The sequence below is a fragment of the Pontiella sulfatireligans genome (assembly GCF_900890705.1).
Classification (GTDB): Bacteria; Verrucomicrobiota; Kiritimatiellia; order Kiritimatiellales; family Pontiellaceae; genus Pontiella; species Pontiella sulfatireligans.
Genome location: NZ_CAAHFH010000001.1, coordinates 2181966 through 2195718, shown reverse-complemented (window position 1 = coordinate 2195718; position 13753 = coordinate 2181966). Strand labels below are relative to the sequence as shown.

Genomic DNA, 13753 nt, shown 5'->3' with positions numbered 1-13753 from the left:
TTCGGCTCCGTTTCATTGTTATCTTGAATGCTTGGATGATAGGCGCAGCGCCATCGGAGCGTGCTGACATAACAGCAAACAAAAGGAGATAGAGATGAGATCGTTATTCATAAAGATATCCTTGTTCGGGCTGGTTGTATGTGCGGCAGGGCAGTTGAGTGCGGGTACGGTGGGATTCTGGCGTTTTGAGCCTGGAGCCACTCGGGCGGATTCCAGCGGGAACGGGCTTACTCTTACGAGAACCTCGACCGATCTTAAGGTGGTAGACCGTCCTTCATCCGGCTCCGGTTCTTATTTGTCGATTATTCCGCAGACCGGAGCGGAGAATGATGGTGTTGCTCACCTGGATGGACTGGGGAAGCGTTTTTACGTTGCTGATACGAACCTATTTGATTTCGGAAGCAACGCCTTCACATTCGAAACGTTTGTGACGCCAACAACCAATGGCTTCCAAACGGTTGTTGAAAAGGTGGATGAGTGGCGCATGGGTATTAATGAAGCCAGTGGAAAATTAACGCTGTCGCTATATGATGGCGTTTCAGAGTGGAAGACCGCGCTGAAAATATTTGATGGAGCGACCTCCTTTACGGCGGGGAACGATTATTATGTTGCCGCGGTTGTGGCACCGGGTGTGAGCAATACCGTCGTGTCGTTCTATTATCAGAACCTGACCGCTGGCGGAGAATTATTGAGCGATGTGAAAACGATAGCCGGAATAAATTCTCTTAACAATTCGGCGGAGCCTTTCAATCTTAATGGAAATATCGCCGGTAGGTCGATGGACTATATGGATGAGGTTCGTTTGAGCTCCGGGGCGCTGAGCCAGTCCGAGTTGTTTGCGACATTTCCCGAACTCGGCTTTGGCGTTTTGAGCCGGGTGCCGTCACGAATGATTCCAGCGGAAACGGGTTGGATCTGACGCAACTGATTGCAGGGGCCTCCGGTGGAGGCGGCATCGACTTTCCAAAGGGAGTGGATCGTAATGAACCCGGAGAAGGCTCTTATTTGCCGACCATTCCCCAGAGCGGGGTGACGAACGCCGGGGTTTCCTATTTCAATGCCAAGGGGAACCATTGGGCCGTTGCTGACACGAACCTGTTCGATTTTGGAACCAGCGCCTTTTCGTTCGAAACGTTCGTAACGCCAACGACTGGGATTGGGTATCAAACGGTTGCCGAAAAGGATGAAGAGTGGCGCGTGAGTATTAATGAAAGCAAAGGGGAGCTTACGCTGGCGGTATGGGACGCTTCGCTTGCATCGAACAACTGGGTGATCGCGCAGGCCAAGCTGGATGGGACGAACTCCTTTACGGGATCGGTTGATTATTACATTGGAGTCGTCGCGACACCGGGTGCGAGCAATACAGCCGTGACGCTCTATTACCAGAACCTGACCGATGGCGGGGACCTGTTGAGCGCGGAGAGAACCATTGCCGGGGTGACTTCCATTCATAACACAACGAATTCTTTCTTGCTGAATGGCGATACAAACCAGAGGGCTGTCCGCTACATGGATGAGGTGCGCATAGTCACCCGGGCCCTGGGTGAGTCCGAGTTGCTGGTTGCAGCCGCGGCCGATCCGAGCGGGTTTGATGCGTTTGTCGATAAGTATGACCTTTCCGGCGACCCATCCGCCAATGCGGACAACGATGAACTCACGGATTGGGGCGAATATGTCTTTGGCGGAAATCCGACCAATTCGGGGGATATTGGAACACAGCCTTCGTTGGTTTCCGGGGGCTACCTGTTCTCGATTGTCGGCGACAACACCCTGCAGTATTATGTGCTGACAAACACCAACCTGGTCGAGGGCGGCTGGGGAACCAATACCGGCCCCGTTGCGATCACCGACGAGAGCGGAGAGCTGGGCAGCTACACCAATGCGGTCGGAACCGCGGACGACGAACTGTTCATTAAACTGCTGGTGGAATAAGAATCGTTGTCTCACTGGGATTGCCCCTGTTTGTGCCTGGTTGTTCGGGCACAAGCGGGGGCACGATATGACACCGCCGAGGCGTTGTTCTCGGCCGCCCCGGCCGTTTTGGTTTGGCTTCCTTTGGTCTGCGCCAGCGATGGTAAGTTTCCGGTTGGACAACCAACATTACGTCAGAGATGTATGCGCCTCTTCCCCGACCCCATAGGCAAGCCAGCCAAAGCCTGATAATTTATCGGGCATGGATACGAATGAAAATAATGGGCTGGGGCGTGCTTCTTATACGGATGAAGAACGCCGGGAGTTGATCGAGGAATATAAAACGTCTGGTTTGACACAGGCGGCGTTCTGTCGGGAATGGAATCTCAATTCCAAAACGCTGGCCCGCTGGCTGCGAATCGAGCGGGAAGATAATGAGGTGTCTTTTTGCGAGGTCGAGCTTAGCCGTGAAGCGGTTCTGGCTGATGAGGTGCGAATTCGCCTTCCGAATCAGATTGAGGTCGTGATTCCGATTGCCTCTTCGGCAGGACTTGGCACCGTGCTTAGGGAGGCTGCCGGATGTTTGGATTAAGTAATTCGATCCGGGTATTCTTGGCGGTGGAGCCAGTGGACTTGCGTAAAAGTTTTAACGGACTGCATGGGGTTGTGCTGGATCGACTGAAGGAGGATCCGTGTTCGGGGGCGCTGTATGTATTTACGAATCGCCGACGGAACCGGATCAAAACGCTCTACTGGGATGGCACGGGCATGTGGGTGGCGATCAAACGACTGGAGCAAGGTTGCTTTACCTGGCCGCAGGGCGTTGGAGAAAGTGGAAAACTCGCACTCGCACCGGAAGCACTGGCCCTCCTGCTCGATGGCGTTGACCTGAAGCAGGGCTTGTTTAAGCCCTGGTAGCAACGCTGATTCTTTTGCGTTTTTCGCCAGGTTGGTGCCGCATTTTTTACGAGTTTTGATATAATGTGCGGCATGGTTTATACGCGTGAAAATTTCAATCAACTGCTCGCCGAAAATGCGAGTCTAAAGAGCGAGGTAAACCTGCTTCAGGAAAAAGTTCAGTGCCTGATGAAGAAGCTATTCGGGCGCAGTTCGGAAAAACTCAGCCCCGATCAGCTGGAACTCGAGCTTGAAGAACTTCGCGAACTGCAAGAGGCTTTGGAGCTGGCCGAAACGAAAGCCGAGTTGGCCGAAGAAGAACAAAAGGAATCAAAACGAGGGAAGCGCAAGGGGCTCGATGCGCGCATTCCCAAAGACCTCCCGACCGAAACCATTATTATTGATCCAGATGAAGTTCTTGCCCATCCGGAGCTGTACAAAAAGATTGCCGAAGTCCGCACCGAAAAACTAGATGTCACGCCGACGCGCTTCTTTCGCACGGTCATCATTCGCAACAAATACAAGAAGCGCGACGACCGTTCCATTGCTCCGCTGATTGCTCCCGCGCCGAAGCAACTGATCGAAAACTCCTACGCTTCCACCGGACTGGTTCTTCATATCATCCTGAGTAAATACTGCGACCACCTCCCGCTTTATCGGCAGGAACAAATTTTTAAGCAACGCTTTGGAGTTGAGATCAGTCGGAAAACGATGGGCGGATGGATGTATCTCGTAGCCCAATGGTTATCTCTGATCTATGAAGCACTTCGAAATGAAATCCGCGCGAGCGGATACATTCAGGCCGACGAGACTTTTATCAAATATCAAGATCCGAAAAAGGACTACTGTCCCAACGGATACCTATGGGCGTATCACACCCCGCAGGTCGGCGTACTCTTTGAATGGTATCCGAGTCGTGCCGCCGAATGCCTTGACACCATGCTTGGAGGGTATAAAGGCCTGCTGCAGTCCGATGGCTATGTCGGCTACACCAGCTGGCTCAATAAAAAGAAACACCGCGCCGAAAAAGCCGCGATCATCCATGCCGCCTGCTGGGCGCATGCCCGCCGCAAGTTCGTCGAAGTCCCCGGCCATCCCGTCGCCCAGACCGTCGTAAAACTCATCGCCAAACTTTACCGGATCGAATCCGCCCTGCGCGACAAACCGGAGCTCGACCGCGCCGCCTACCGCCAGGCACATGCCAAGTCCCATCTCGAACAGATAAAGAAAATCCTCGATCAGGAAAAACCGCGCCAGCTCCCGCAAAGCAACTTCGGTAAAGCGATCAATTACACCATCGAACGTTGGGATGCACTCAATCTTTACCTCGAACATAGCACACTCGAAATCGACAACAACCTCGTTGAGAACGCCATCCGGCCCACCGCTATCGGCAAAAAGAACTTCCTTTTCTTCGGTAGTCCGGAATCCGGCCAGACCAGCGCCATCATCTATAGCCTCATTGAAACCTGCCGAAAACTCGACATCAATCCAGCCGACTACCTGCGTGAAACCCTCAGCGCCCTGCCGACCATGCAACAGTTCGAAGCTGCCGACTGGACGCCTGCCCGCTGGAAATCAATCCGCGGAACCGCCGGAGAGTAGCCCTGTCAAGGCGGTCGCCGAAGAGACGCATACTTTTGACCTGATAACCGTTGGAAAGACGCTCTACGTGAATGTGGAAACCGTCGCCCTTGTGGATGCATTCGAGGCCAAGGCTCCCTATTGCCAACTGACCGGTGAACGGCAGGTGGTGATCGATGCCGAGTGTTTCGAGGTCGGTCTGAAGGAAGGGCAGTTCAATGAACCGCCGGAACTTTGCCGAATTGCAGGGGCGATTGCTCTGAAAATTGCGGAGGAGCAGCCGGACGACATCAACATTTACTGTTGATTGGACAAGTCAGGAATAGCGGAAGCAGGCAGGGGATATCTTGCTCATGTTTTTGAGCAGGGAGCGTCTCATGGGTGTGAGGATCTTTCCCACCTCGGATATTCCTGGGCCTGTCTGCTCCTGGATCGGTGGCGGCCAACCTATGATGTTGTGTCAGGGGATAATCTGGCCGCGGTAACGAATACCATTTTTCAGAAGCTGAAGGGGCTTTAACCGTTTGGGAAATACTTCGTTATGTGACGGGGGCGACACCTTCCGAGTGCTGGGACATTCTTACGGTCAATCTTCTTAACCCCGGCATGCAACCCCATTATTACCAGCGGGAGGCCAATGGGTGGCGGTCTGACTGCGCGCTTTGCGGCCGTGATGGAATGCTGTTGTGCGGAGAGACGGTTCCTTTGCTGGTTCGTCAGAAAGGCTTTACTCACGAGATCACCACAAAGCTAGCGAGGCAAATTCATGGCGCAACAAATTCCTAGAAATCCTAACAGCCCACGGCCGGCAAGGCAGGTAAATCATCAGCCGCCTCCGCATCCGATTAACAATCATCAGCCTATAAGGCCGCCTGCACATCGCAACCGTTATCTGCAAAACAATTTGACGATTCTGATGTGGGTTTGCCTGGTTGTGGTTGAGGTGGTTCTGATTGAATTCTGTTTTGGCATACTGGGGTTTCTTTTTTCTTATTTGCCGCATTTTCTACGCCCGCTTCTTGCTCTGGTTCAGGTCGGACTGTTTGGTTTTCTTAGTTATCATACAATACGTGCCTTGATAGCAGCTTTCCGGGAGTAAGAAGTATGACTATGACTTTTGTGGGCAAACCGGTTTGGCTTTTGTTTGTCGTCGGGTGCATTGCAGGTGTCTTCTGCAGACGGTATATGCCCTGGTTCGGGAGGCTGCCCCATGGTCTTTCTATATGAGCTCAGTATCGGCGCGTCAGCATTGAAAAAGCATTGTTTCCATTCGCAGCGATCGCTTCTACGAACCCGGGGAGGGTTTCGTGTTCTTCCTGTTCTTTGTGCATGAACAGCAGGGTGTTGCGTAGCATGGCGAGGGCACCGACCATCGTTGGGTTGCGGCTGCGTGTTTTGTCTTCGAGCAGGATCGCGTCTTTCTTCCAGTGGTTCCGGATTTCCACGTCGCCCCAGTGTCCCCGGACGAGCTCAAGCCATTGCTCGGGGGTTCGCCGGTCGAAGGGTTCGGAGGAGAGATAGTAGCAAATCTCTTTCTCGTCCGTCTTGTAGGCGGTCGATTCCCTCCAGATTTTCACGACGGTTTGGATGTGCGGGAACCCGACCTGCAAGGGCGTGGCGCTTTGGGCGGCTACCGCGCGTCCGTCGATTCGCCCATGCGCTTTTTCGGTCTGGCTAAAAGGGGGGAGAGCTCTTTCGCGCTGAGCTCGGCTTCCTGGCGGATGGTTTTTTGGTTGTCCTTGACCTGTATGCAGTATTCGCCGCCCCGATCCACAATGATTCGGGCGGTCTCTTTTTGGCAATCAAGCGCATCGGCCGTGATCACCGTGTTCGTTAAGTCGTCGTGCCTGCGAAGCATCTTTTGCGAGGCCTTGAGCTCGCAGCGTTCCCCTTCGCCTTCCTTTTGGGAGGCGTCGATCATCGCAACGGGCGAATTGGTGTCGTGCTCGGCGAGGGTGACGAGGCCGACGGTGTCGCGGATGAACTTGCCGTCCATGGCCAGCGCGACGGGCAGGGTTCCGCGGTGCTGGGCGAGCCATTCGGAAAGTACCTGCGAGAACGCGTCGAGATCGAGCTGGGTCAGCAGGTTGTAGACGGCGGTGTAGGAGGGTATTTTCTTGTAGCGGCTCCCCTTTTCAAAGCCGGGAAGCGCGAGTTTCTTGCGCTGGGGCAACGTCATCCGCTCCGCAAAGCGCATGATCGCCTTGAGATCCTTGTGCCCGCTGAAAACCCCCATGGCGACGATCGAAAGGATGGCCCCGATGTGGTAGACGCAGTTTTTCGCGCGCGGATCGGGAACCTTGCACAGCGCTTCGTGCAGCGACTCGATCTGCCTGGCCTTGATCGGCATGACCCCGTCCGCGTCCGACGCCGCCCCTTTCTTGAATTCGTCCGGAAGATGGATCGAGCGGAGCAATTCGGTTGCGTTCTTGCGCAGCTCGCGCACCCATAGTTTCTTGGGGCGGTCGTTAGGTACATAGAAGTCCGCTGCGTGGCGGGAATACCCCTTCGTCTTGCCCAGCGCAGTCCATCCCGACGCCTTGTAGCACGTCCCCTCGCGCGCCTCGATATCCGAAAAGGTCTCGGCAAGCAAAGGTTCGTATCCGAACCGCTCCAGCCAAAACGCGGGAAGCTCCCGAACGACCTTACCCAAAATGCGCGATGCCAGATTGGGGTGCTCTCCAGGCTCGGTCAGTAAAACAAAACGACGGTTCTGGACAACGAGTTTTTGGCGGGCCGCGCGTTGCTGATCCGTCCAGCCGATCCACTCATCGCGATGCTTAAGACGGTAGCACGCCGAACCCCAAAGGAGCAGGGCGATCCATTCACCATCGGCCACCACGACCATGCGAAGTGTATCTCCCGCCGGACAGCCCTCGCCCATGTAGTGGAACTGTTTGGCGAGTTTCGTGAAGCGCGCGACGTCCTTTTTGGTCTCTATGATTTTGATTTGCAGGGAGTTGCCACTCAGAGAAGATCTCTTCAAGTGCCGATCTGGGTTTGTTTTTGTAGTCTTCATCGAGCGTATAAAAACAAAGGCAGGGGAAATTGTCTACAAAAATCGGCTCCTTATACCAGCATTACCCAAAGTGCCGTTAGATAAAAACACCATGGAAGCTGCCCGGAGATATTGAATTGAAAGTCGGAAATATCTGTTGTTCAATTCCTTTGGTGAGTTCTATGTTGTTTAGCGTAGTGGTTTCGCTTGTGGCATCTGTTTTGCGCCGCTTTTAAGCGGTGTTAATGACTACGCAGTGCGTGTGTGATCAAGTAATCTGCGGTGGTTTGTGAAATAATGCCGTCATTGACCGCCTGTTCCAGCAGGTAGACGGCTTTTTCACGATCCATGGCCCGCAACAGCAGGAAAATTTTGTGGCGGGAGTCGCCATCGTCCTGGAGCTGAAAATCAACGGCAAGGTGGTTGACGCGGTCGCTGATTTCGCCAAGATCGTCATAGGTCATTCCAATGCCGGCCATCTCGGTTCTTGTTCCCGCACGTTGTTTCCTGAACCCGGTTTCCGTCAAGCGATCATCCATTTCCTGGGCGGAAATCTTGCCGCTATCGTAGAGATCTTGGATCTTCCGTTCTTTTTGGTCATAATAATCCAGCTTAGAGCGGTATTCATCAAGGGACTCAACGATCAGTTTGATGCGACCAGCATATACATCCAGTTCCACAAAATCCTTGTATGGGTCTGAATAGGCCTGATCATACTCTTCGAGTATTTTTTCGAGCTGCAGGATTTGCTCGGCAATTCTGTTTTCGCCGGAGGTGCGGTATTCACAATGATCGTCATGCCGTTTGTTTTCCATATGCTCATCCGCTGCCCCCGAAGAGCGGAAGTCGGCGACAATCTCGCGGGCTTTGTCGATTATTTCCTCTGAATCTTCTGAATCAGAACTTTCAGGATCGTAGTTTTCACTGCCCCATTCATCCTGGCTATCATCGTCAAACCACATACTTTTACCTCCAAAAAGGGTGGGATTTGTCCCATTTGTCTTGGTTGGGGGCATTCCGGCTCGGACGGCAGCGAAAAACTTCGGCTCTCCATCAAATACGGGGGCGAGGGCGATCTCCGACTGCTAAGATAGCAGTTGGATAATATAAGGAGATCGCCATGCCCAAAAGAAAGATAGAGTTCATTGGTAAGGGGTTCAATATCCATTCTGTGAGTGGACACGATCCTATCATCATTAAAGCCGAATACGTCGGCCCGGTTGCCTGTCCGGATTGCAATTCAAAGCAGTTACGAGTCAAAGATCGCATTGAGCGGTTGATTCGTCACGAGAGTTTCGGTCGTCAAAAAAGCTGGATTCGTCTGATTGTTCGCAAGTATCACTGCCTGGCCTGTAACCGCTATTTCAGGCCCCGAATGCCTGGCATTCTACCGTACAAGCGCAGCACGGAATATTTCCGTAGAGAAGTCTGCCTGAATCATCGCGACGGGATATCCCAGGCTCAAATCAGGCGCAACTGCAGGATCGGTACAGCGACCGTGGAGCGATGGTTCCACGATCATCTTGAACTTAAAGAACGCATGTTCTCCGGACGCAAATGCTCTGAAGTGCTGGGCATTGATGAACACTTCTTCTCGAAGCGCAAAGGCTACGTCACCACCTTCTGCGACCTGAAAAAGCACCGGGTGTTTGAGCCGGCGATGGGGCGCACGCATGATGCGCTTGAGCCCTTCCTGCGGGGACTTAAAGGCAGAGAACGGGTCAAGGTGGTCTGCATTGATCTGTCCTCTTCCTATCGAGCGATTGTTCGCAAATTCTTTCCGAATGCGCGTATCGTATCCGACCGGTTCCACGTGATCCGAACCGTGCTGCAGCACTTCCTGGCCGGATGGAAACAACTGGATCCAGAAGGACGGCGTAATCGCGGCCTGTTGTCGCTTGTACGCCGCCATGCGGATAAGCTGCGCCCAGATCAAAAGGAACGCCTGGATCGCTACCTGGATGCTCATCCAGCCATTAGTGAGCTCTATCAAGCCAAGGAGTCGCTCTGCAGGCTGCTTAATATCAAACACCGCACAAAGAAACAGAGCCAGCCGCTGATCAGGCGATTGCTGAATTGGATATGGAAGCTACGTTACAGCGGCCTGCCGGCCATGGAAACCCTAGCGAGTACGCTAGAGAACTGGAGCGCAGAGATCGCCTGTATGTGGCGATTTACAAAGAACAACGGAATCACAGAAGGGTTCCATACGAAAATGGAAGTGATCCAACGCAGGGCGTATGGATTTAAGAATTTTGCAAATTATCGTTTGAGAGTCATTGTGCTCTGTGGTTAAAAAAAACCGCCCTCGCCCCCGTATTTGGTGGAGAGCCAAAACTTCCCGCTTTCTTCCCGCCCATGGTCAGTTTTGTGCTCAAAATATCAATGCCTGTCAAATATCGTCCGAAACTTGGGGATCAGTATAATAGGCAATAAAATAGGGGCTGATATTGCTATCAGCCCCTGTCAAAAATGGAGCGGGCGAACAGATTCGAACTGTCGTAACCAGCTTGGAAGGCTGAGGTTCTACCATTGAACTACGCCCGCTCTTTCGTATAAACGAGCGCATAAAGTAGCGGGCATCCCTAGTGGCGTCAAGGCTTCTTGGGCATATTTTTTAAAAGTCTGGCTGTTATGAAAACACCTGCTTCATTACCAAGTTATGGCGAATCGTTATTTGGCGTTTTTCAGGCTCCACAGCCAGAATTTTAACCGCTGGATAATGGAGGGTTTGTTGGCGGCTTTTTTAATATGGGCGCGCGGTTTTTCCGGTTCCAATTGCTCGGCCGGTTTACGCATATAGTCGCGGTCGGATATTCCCATTTGGATTTACTTGCCCTTCGTTGAATAATTCGCACACAGTATGCACCCCATGACCAAAAAAAAGAAGACAACTTTGCGTGTAATGCCTGAAAACTGGCTGGATCCCTATGACTTCAAATCGGAGTTTTTGCATCCGGAGCAACCGCTTGAAGTGGATATCGGTTCGGGGAAGGGTCGTTTTCTCGTTGCGCGGTCGGGCAAGTTTCCGGAAACGAATTTTCTCGGAATCGAGCGGCAGAAACTTCGGATCAACAGCAGCGGGCGCAGGTGCGAGCGTGCCGGGCGGGAAAATGTACGGGTGTTCCGTATGGAGGGCTATTATGCCATCAGCAAAATGATGCCTGCGGAATATGTCGCCAACTATTATTTCTTTTTTCCGGATCCGTGGCCAAAAGCGAGGCACAACGACTACCGCCTTTTTAATCCGGCCTTTATGGGTGCGCTTTTTCAAACCTTGGAAAAGGAGGGTTGTCTGCATGTAGCAACCGATCACCTTCCGTATTTTGATGACATTTATGCGTTGCTCCAGAAAGATGAACGCTTTGAGGAAATCGAAGCCTTTGAGCCGGACGATGAGGAACGTACGGATTTCGAGCTTATTTTTTTGCATAAGCAAATCGGGCGATGCTCCTTTCGCAAGGTGGTCTGATGGCAAAGAGCAAGCCAGAGGTAAGCGTGCACAGCCACGGGCTGTATGATGGCTGGGATCGAGAGAGCAAGGAGCTTCCTAATTTGGTGAAGATCTCGGCGGAAATTCCTGCGGCCCTCGATGTTGAGTTTGGCTACATTCTCCGGATCCGCAATGCCCGCAACAGCAAGATCACCTTTCGCATAGAGCATCCGCCTTTCAAGGACTCCAATGGCGAACTGGCACCGCCTTTTGAAGGGGAGCTTTATGTGAAGACCAACGACTTCCGTTTTTTCCTTGGCGACACCATATGGGCTCCGCTTGAGGACAAGCGCGGCGAATGGCGGTTGATCACTTGGCTGGACGGCGCAAAGGTGGCCGACAAGACGTTGACGATGATCTAAGGCACCTCAAGCTCGACGGACCGGATCAGAAATTCGCGGCCGCCTTTGAGTTCTACATCGTTTGATCCGCATTGACCGCAAAGCAAAAGCGTGGGCTCTGGGTTGGAGAGGGCTGCGCACTGGCGGCACTCCACCTGAACGGGCAATTCTTCTATTTCCAGTTTAGCCCTCTCGGACAATGTGCCTTCGGCGGCAAAGGGGAAGGCAAATTCAAATGCGTCGCGCTCAACGCCTGAATATTTTCCGATCACCACAATAATGCGTTCAACGCGCAATGCGTTTTCCGCAACCGCGGCCTTTTCCAGCTGCTCCACCAGTCCCTGTGCCAATGATAGTTCGTGCATAGAGCGTTACTATAGCCGGTTTTCGATGATGAACCACTCTCTTTGGCCGTTATGTTGCTTCAGCAAAATGATTTCTCGCTTTGATCTAGGGGAAGTCTGCTGGCTTTTTCGGACAAAGTCTAAATTGGCTGATGTGCTTGTCGTCGGGGGATTCGCCGCTATAATGCCTTCGTTCGGAGAATCATTAATCACAACTAACACTAGGAGGTCGTCAATGGGTGCTGTATCGAATTTGCTCGATTCAAAAGGATATGATGTGCTGACCGTAAAGCCGGATCAAGCGGTTTACGAGGCCATCGAACAAATGGAAACAATTTCTGCCGGTACAGCCTTGGTGATGGAGGGGGGCGGCGTAGTTGGAATTATTTCCGAGCGCGATGTTTTCCGAAAGGTGGTTCTCAAGGGGGAGAGCATTGATAATGTCAAGGTGCAGGATATTATGTCCAGCGACTTGACGACGGTTTCGCCCGAAACACCGCTTGACGAGTGCATGAAGCTGATGACCGAAAAGCGCATCCGCCACCTTCCCGTGTTGCGGGACAAGCAGCTCTGCGGGATCGTTTCCATTGGCGATGTCGTCAAGTATCTGGTGGTTGAAAAGGATTTCAAGATCAAGAATCTTGAAACCTACATCAGCGGTGTGATGTAGCCGCCGTTTTCCATGCCATGGCGCAACCCGCCGCCTCGGCGGGTTTTTTTCTATCCATTAAAGCCGGAGGCGCAGCATCGACGTTGAATTTTCTTCCAACCCTTGAAAAAGGCGGTATATTTTACAGTCGAAATTTCAACCTTTGGAAATGCTATGGAACAGACCGATAACAACAGCGAAAACATGATTTACAAGCCCGTCGTTGGCACCGCCCTCGCGGTGGCGTCCGGCCTCTCCTTCTTTTTTCTTTGCATGATTCTTCCGTTGGTTGGACCTGCGGGAAGCCGGGTGGAGCATGCTGGGAAAAACAAGGCCGCTTTTGTTTTTGTGCTGCTCATGACCTTTGGTCTTGCCGCCGTTGCCGCTTATTCGAAAATTGGGCGCCGCAAGATCGACGGAGGCCCGCAGCCGTGGTTTTCGTTTGGCATTTGCGGGGTTTGCGTTCTAACGCTTTTGGTCCTTTTAATGAATGGATTTGCCATCTGATTCGGAATGCCCATGATCCTGTCTTGTAAATCCCGGAAGGCTGTTCAAGCTTCTGGGATTTTTTTGCGTTGCCAATCAGGAGTGGAACTATGATGACGAGCAAAGAGGTCCGCATTGCGGACTATCTGCAACAGGATTGTATTCTATGCCATGTGGATGCCGAATCTCGCGATAAGGCCATTGATCTGCTTGTCGAAACGCTTTGCAGCAAGATTGACGGCGTTGACCGTGGCGCCGCCGTCCAGGCCGTGGTCGAGCGCGAGCGGCAGGCGCCGACTGTGCTGGCCGAGGGGCTGGCGTTGCCTCATGCCCGCCTCGACGGATTGGTGAAGCCGATGCTGGCGCTGGCTACCTCGCATGAGGGAATTGATTTTGAAGCGGTCGGCGAAGAGCCGGTGCATGTTGTCGTGCTGATTCTGACGCCTAAAGATGATCCGGGGGCCTATCTGCGCCTGATGGCTTCGCTTTCCAAGATGCTGGCTGCGCCTCATATGATCACGCGTCTGGCGGCGGCCGGAACTGCCCGGGAAGTCTTCGGCATATTAACCGAGGGGGCGGAGGAGGTTGTCGTCCTTCTCAATGCATCGAGCGTTATGAACTGCAATCCCATCACGCTCGATGAAGGCGATACGTTGGCGTCCGCCATTCATGCGTTTTGCGCCAACCGAGTGCTGGATATCCCCATTGTCGATTCCGACGGCGATTTGCGCGGCGTGATTGCCATCGAAGACCTGCTGGATCAGAGCCTGCCCCGGCACCTGCTATGGATGGAGGATCTGAGCCCGATTGAAAACTTCGAGCCTTTTTCGGAGTTGCTCCGCAAGGATTCCGAAACCAAAGTGGCGGATTTTATGCACGACAAGTTCGTGGCAATTGGCCCCAGCGTACCGGCCATCCAGCTGGCCAAGATGTTTCTGATGCAGCACATCCGCCAAATTCAAGTGGTGGAGGGGCGCCGGTTTCTAGGGGTTGTGAATTTAGACAGTTTCAGCTCGCAGATTTTTTGGGCGTAGGCCGGTGGGATGATAG

The 13753-nt window shown here is 52.9% G+C and carries 19 protein-coding genes and 1 tRNA gene; 14 read left to right on the top strand and 6 right to left on the bottom strand.

Annotated features, from left to right (window positions below; translation table 11 throughout):
- The first annotated feature begins 94 nt into the window (after window positions 1–94).
- From SCARR_RS07455 to SCARR_RS07425, 7 genes are all read left to right on the top strand, one after another.
- Window positions 95–919, top strand: a complete 825-nt coding sequence (locus tag SCARR_RS07455; RefSeq protein ID WP_136060862.1) for a LamG domain-containing protein — start codon at window positions 95–97, stop codon at window positions 917–919.
- Window positions 910–1932, top strand: a complete 1023-nt coding sequence (locus SCARR_RS07450) for a hypothetical protein (protein ID WP_136060861.1) — start codon at window positions 910–912, stop codon at window positions 1930–1932. Before SCARR_RS07455 ends, SCARR_RS07450 begins: the two co-directional genes overlap by 10 nt.
- A 241-nt stretch (window positions 1933–2173) precedes the next feature.
- The gene (gene tnpA, locus SCARR_RS07445; protein WP_136060860.1) at window positions 2174–2503 is read left to right on the top strand and encodes an IS66 family insertion sequence element accessory protein TnpA; all 330 of its coding nucleotides are present in this window, start codon (window positions 2174–2176) and stop codon (window positions 2501–2503) included.
- Window positions 2491–2829 (top strand): IS66 family insertion sequence element accessory protein TnpB, encoded by a 339-nt coding sequence (tnpB, locus tag SCARR_RS07440; RefSeq protein ID WP_136060859.1) that lies wholly within the window; start codon window positions 2491–2493, stop codon window positions 2827–2829. Before tnpA ends, tnpB begins: the two co-directional genes overlap by 13 nt.
- Before the next feature lie 63 nt (window positions 2830–2892).
- Complete coding sequence (tnpC, locus tag SCARR_RS07435) at window positions 2893–4413, top strand: IS66 family transposase (protein WP_136060858.1); 1521 nt, start codon at window positions 2893–2895, stop codon at window positions 4411–4413.
- A gap of 67 nt (window positions 4414–4480) precedes the next feature.
- A complete protein-coding gene (locus tag SCARR_RS07430; protein ID WP_136060857.1) occupies window positions 4481–4699 on the top strand; it encodes a hypothetical protein in 219 nt (72 codons plus the stop codon).
- Window positions 4700–5158: 459 nt separating this feature from the next.
- Window positions 5159–5491: a hypothetical protein gene (locus SCARR_RS07425; protein WP_136060856.1), complete on the top strand. Its 333-nt coding sequence runs from the start codon at window positions 5159–5161 to the stop codon at window positions 5489–5491.
- Between the two features lie 130 nt (window positions 5492–5621).
- On the opposite strand, the gene SCARR_RS07420 is transcribed toward SCARR_RS07425, so the two are convergent.
- Together SCARR_RS07420 and SCARR_RS07415 are read right to left on the bottom strand one after the other, a co-directional pair.
- Window positions 5622–5969 carry a hypothetical protein gene (locus SCARR_RS07420; protein ID WP_136060855.1) on the bottom strand — a complete coding sequence of 116 codons (348 nt, stop codon included), beginning with the start codon at window positions 5967–5969 and terminating at the stop codon, window positions 5622–5624.
- 53 nt (window positions 5970–6022) lie between these two features.
- Window positions 6023–7378: an ISAs1 family transposase gene (locus tag SCARR_RS07415; RefSeq protein WP_168433094.1), complete on the bottom strand. Its 1356-nt coding sequence runs from the start codon at window positions 7376–7378 to the stop codon at window positions 6023–6025.
- A 113-nt stretch (window positions 7379–7491) separates the two neighbouring features.
- On the opposite strand from SCARR_RS07415, the gene SCARR_RS29475 reads away from it, so the two are divergent.
- Complete coding sequence (locus tag SCARR_RS29475; protein WP_136062132.1) at window positions 7492–7626, top strand: DUF2905 family protein; 135 nt, start codon at window positions 7492–7494, stop codon at window positions 7624–7626.
- Between the two features lie 6 nt (window positions 7627–7632).
- Here SCARR_RS29475 and SCARR_RS07405 read toward each other — a convergent pair whose 3' ends face one another.
- The gene (locus tag SCARR_RS07405; RefSeq protein WP_136060853.1) at window positions 7633–8352 is read right to left on the bottom strand and encodes a hypothetical protein; all 720 of its coding nucleotides are present in this window, start codon (window positions 8350–8352) and stop codon (window positions 7633–7635) included.
- Window positions 8353–8510: 158 nt separating this feature from the next.
- Here SCARR_RS07405 and SCARR_RS07400 point away from each other — a divergent pair, with 158 nt between their 5' ends.
- Window positions 8511–9686 (top strand): ISL3 family transposase, encoded by a 1176-nt coding sequence (locus SCARR_RS07400; RefSeq protein ID WP_136060852.1) that lies wholly within the window; start codon window positions 8511–8513, stop codon window positions 9684–9686.
- 177 nt (window positions 9687–9863) lie between these two features.
- Here the strand turns inward: SCARR_RS07400 and SCARR_RS07395 are convergent.
- Together SCARR_RS07395 and SCARR_RS28075 are read right to left on the bottom strand one after the other, a co-directional pair.
- Window positions 9864–9937, bottom strand: a tRNA-Gly gene (locus SCARR_RS07395).
- A gap of 126 nt (window positions 9938–10063) precedes the next feature.
- Window positions 10064–10213: a hypothetical protein gene (locus tag SCARR_RS28075; protein WP_168433092.1), complete on the bottom strand. Its 150-nt coding sequence runs from the start codon at window positions 10211–10213 to the stop codon at window positions 10064–10066.
- A gap of 49 nt (window positions 10214–10262) precedes the next feature.
- Here SCARR_RS28075 and trmB point away from each other — a divergent pair, with 49 nt between their 5' ends.
- Together trmB and SCARR_RS07385 are read left to right on the top strand one after the other, a co-directional pair.
- Window positions 10263–10862 carry a tRNA (guanosine(46)-N7)-methyltransferase TrmB gene (gene trmB / locus SCARR_RS07390; protein ID WP_168433091.1) on the top strand — a complete coding sequence of 200 codons (600 nt, stop codon included), beginning with the start codon at window positions 10263–10265 and terminating at the stop codon, window positions 10860–10862.
- A complete protein-coding gene (locus SCARR_RS07385; RefSeq protein ID WP_222846216.1) occupies window positions 10862–11245 on the top strand; it encodes a DUF3859 domain-containing protein in 384 nt (127 codons plus the stop codon). The genes trmB and SCARR_RS07385 overlap by 1 nt, the downstream gene beginning before the upstream one ends.
- Here the strand turns inward: SCARR_RS07385 and hypA are convergent.
- Complete coding sequence (hypA, locus tag SCARR_RS07380) at window positions 11242–11589, bottom strand: hydrogenase maturation nickel metallochaperone HypA (RefSeq protein ID WP_136060850.1); 348 nt, start codon at window positions 11587–11589, stop codon at window positions 11242–11244. The two genes, SCARR_RS07385 and hypA, sit on opposite strands and share 4 nt — an antisense overlap.
- A gap of 214 nt (window positions 11590–11803) precedes the next feature.
- Here hypA and SCARR_RS07375 point away from each other — a divergent pair, with 214 nt between their 5' ends.
- From SCARR_RS07375 to SCARR_RS07365, 3 genes are all read left to right on the top strand, one after another.
- The gene (locus SCARR_RS07375; RefSeq protein WP_136060849.1) at window positions 11804–12238 is read left to right on the top strand and encodes a CBS domain-containing protein; all 435 of its coding nucleotides are present in this window, start codon (window positions 11804–11806) and stop codon (window positions 12236–12238) included.
- A 153-nt stretch (window positions 12239–12391) separates the two neighbouring features.
- Entirely contained in the window at window positions 12392–12724 is a 333-nt protein-coding gene (locus tag SCARR_RS07370; protein ID WP_136060848.1) for a hypothetical protein, read from the top strand.
- Window positions 12725–12813: 89 nt separating this feature from the next.
- Window positions 12814–13737, top strand: a complete 924-nt coding sequence (locus tag SCARR_RS07365; protein WP_136060847.1) for a PTS sugar transporter subunit IIA — start codon at window positions 12814–12816, stop codon at window positions 13735–13737.
- Window positions 13738–13753: the final 16 nt, after the last annotated feature.

What these genes read in the sequence shown, in the direction of transcription:
- SCARR_RS07455 (WP_136060862.1), top strand. Translation starts at nt 95, where the DNA reads ATGAGATCGTTATTCATAAAGATATCCTTGTTCGGGCTGGTTGTATGT.
- tnpA (WP_136060860.1), top strand. Translation starts at nt 2,174, where the DNA reads ATGGATACGAATGAAAATAATGGGCTGGGGCGTGCTTCTTATACGGAT.
- tnpB (WP_136060859.1), top strand. Translation starts at nt 2,491, where the DNA reads ATGTTTGGATTAAGTAATTCGATCCGGGTATTCTTGGCGGTGGAGCCA.
- tnpC (WP_136060858.1), top strand. Translation starts at nt 2,893, where the DNA reads ATGTGCGGCATGGTTTATACGCGTGAAAATTTCAATCAACTGCTCGCC.
- SCARR_RS07425 (WP_136060856.1), top strand. Translation starts at nt 5,159, where the DNA reads ATGGCGCAACAAATTCCTAGAAATCCTAACAGCCCACGGCCGGCAAGG.
- SCARR_RS07405 (WP_136060853.1), bottom strand. Translation starts at nt 8,352, where the DNA reads ATGTGGTTTGACGATGATAGCCAGGATGAATGGGGCAGTGAAAACTAC.
- SCARR_RS07400 (WP_136060852.1), top strand. Translation starts at nt 8,511, where the DNA reads ATGCCCAAAAGAAAGATAGAGTTCATTGGTAAGGGGTTCAATATCCAT.
- SCARR_RS28075 (WP_168433092.1), bottom strand. Translation starts at nt 10,213, where the DNA reads ATGGGAATATCCGACCGCGACTATATGCGTAAACCGGCCGAGCAATTG.
- trmB (WP_168433091.1), top strand. Translation starts at nt 10,263, where the DNA reads ATGACCAAAAAAAAGAAGACAACTTTGCGTGTAATGCCTGAAAACTGG.
- SCARR_RS07385 (WP_222846216.1), top strand. Translation starts at nt 10,862, where the DNA reads ATGGCAAAGAGCAAGCCAGAGGTAAGCGTGCACAGCCACGGGCTGTAT.
- hypA (WP_136060850.1), bottom strand. Translation starts at nt 11,589, where the DNA reads ATGCACGAACTATCATTGGCACAGGGACTGGTGGAGCAGCTGGAAAAG.
- SCARR_RS07375 (WP_136060849.1), top strand. Translation starts at nt 11,804, where the DNA reads ATGGGTGCTGTATCGAATTTGCTCGATTCAAAAGGATATGATGTGCTG.
- SCARR_RS07370 (WP_136060848.1), top strand. Translation starts at nt 12,392, where the DNA reads ATGGAACAGACCGATAACAACAGCGAAAACATGATTTACAAGCCCGTC.
- SCARR_RS07365 (WP_136060847.1), top strand. Translation starts at nt 12,814, where the DNA reads ATGATGACGAGCAAAGAGGTCCGCATTGCGGACTATCTGCAACAGGAT.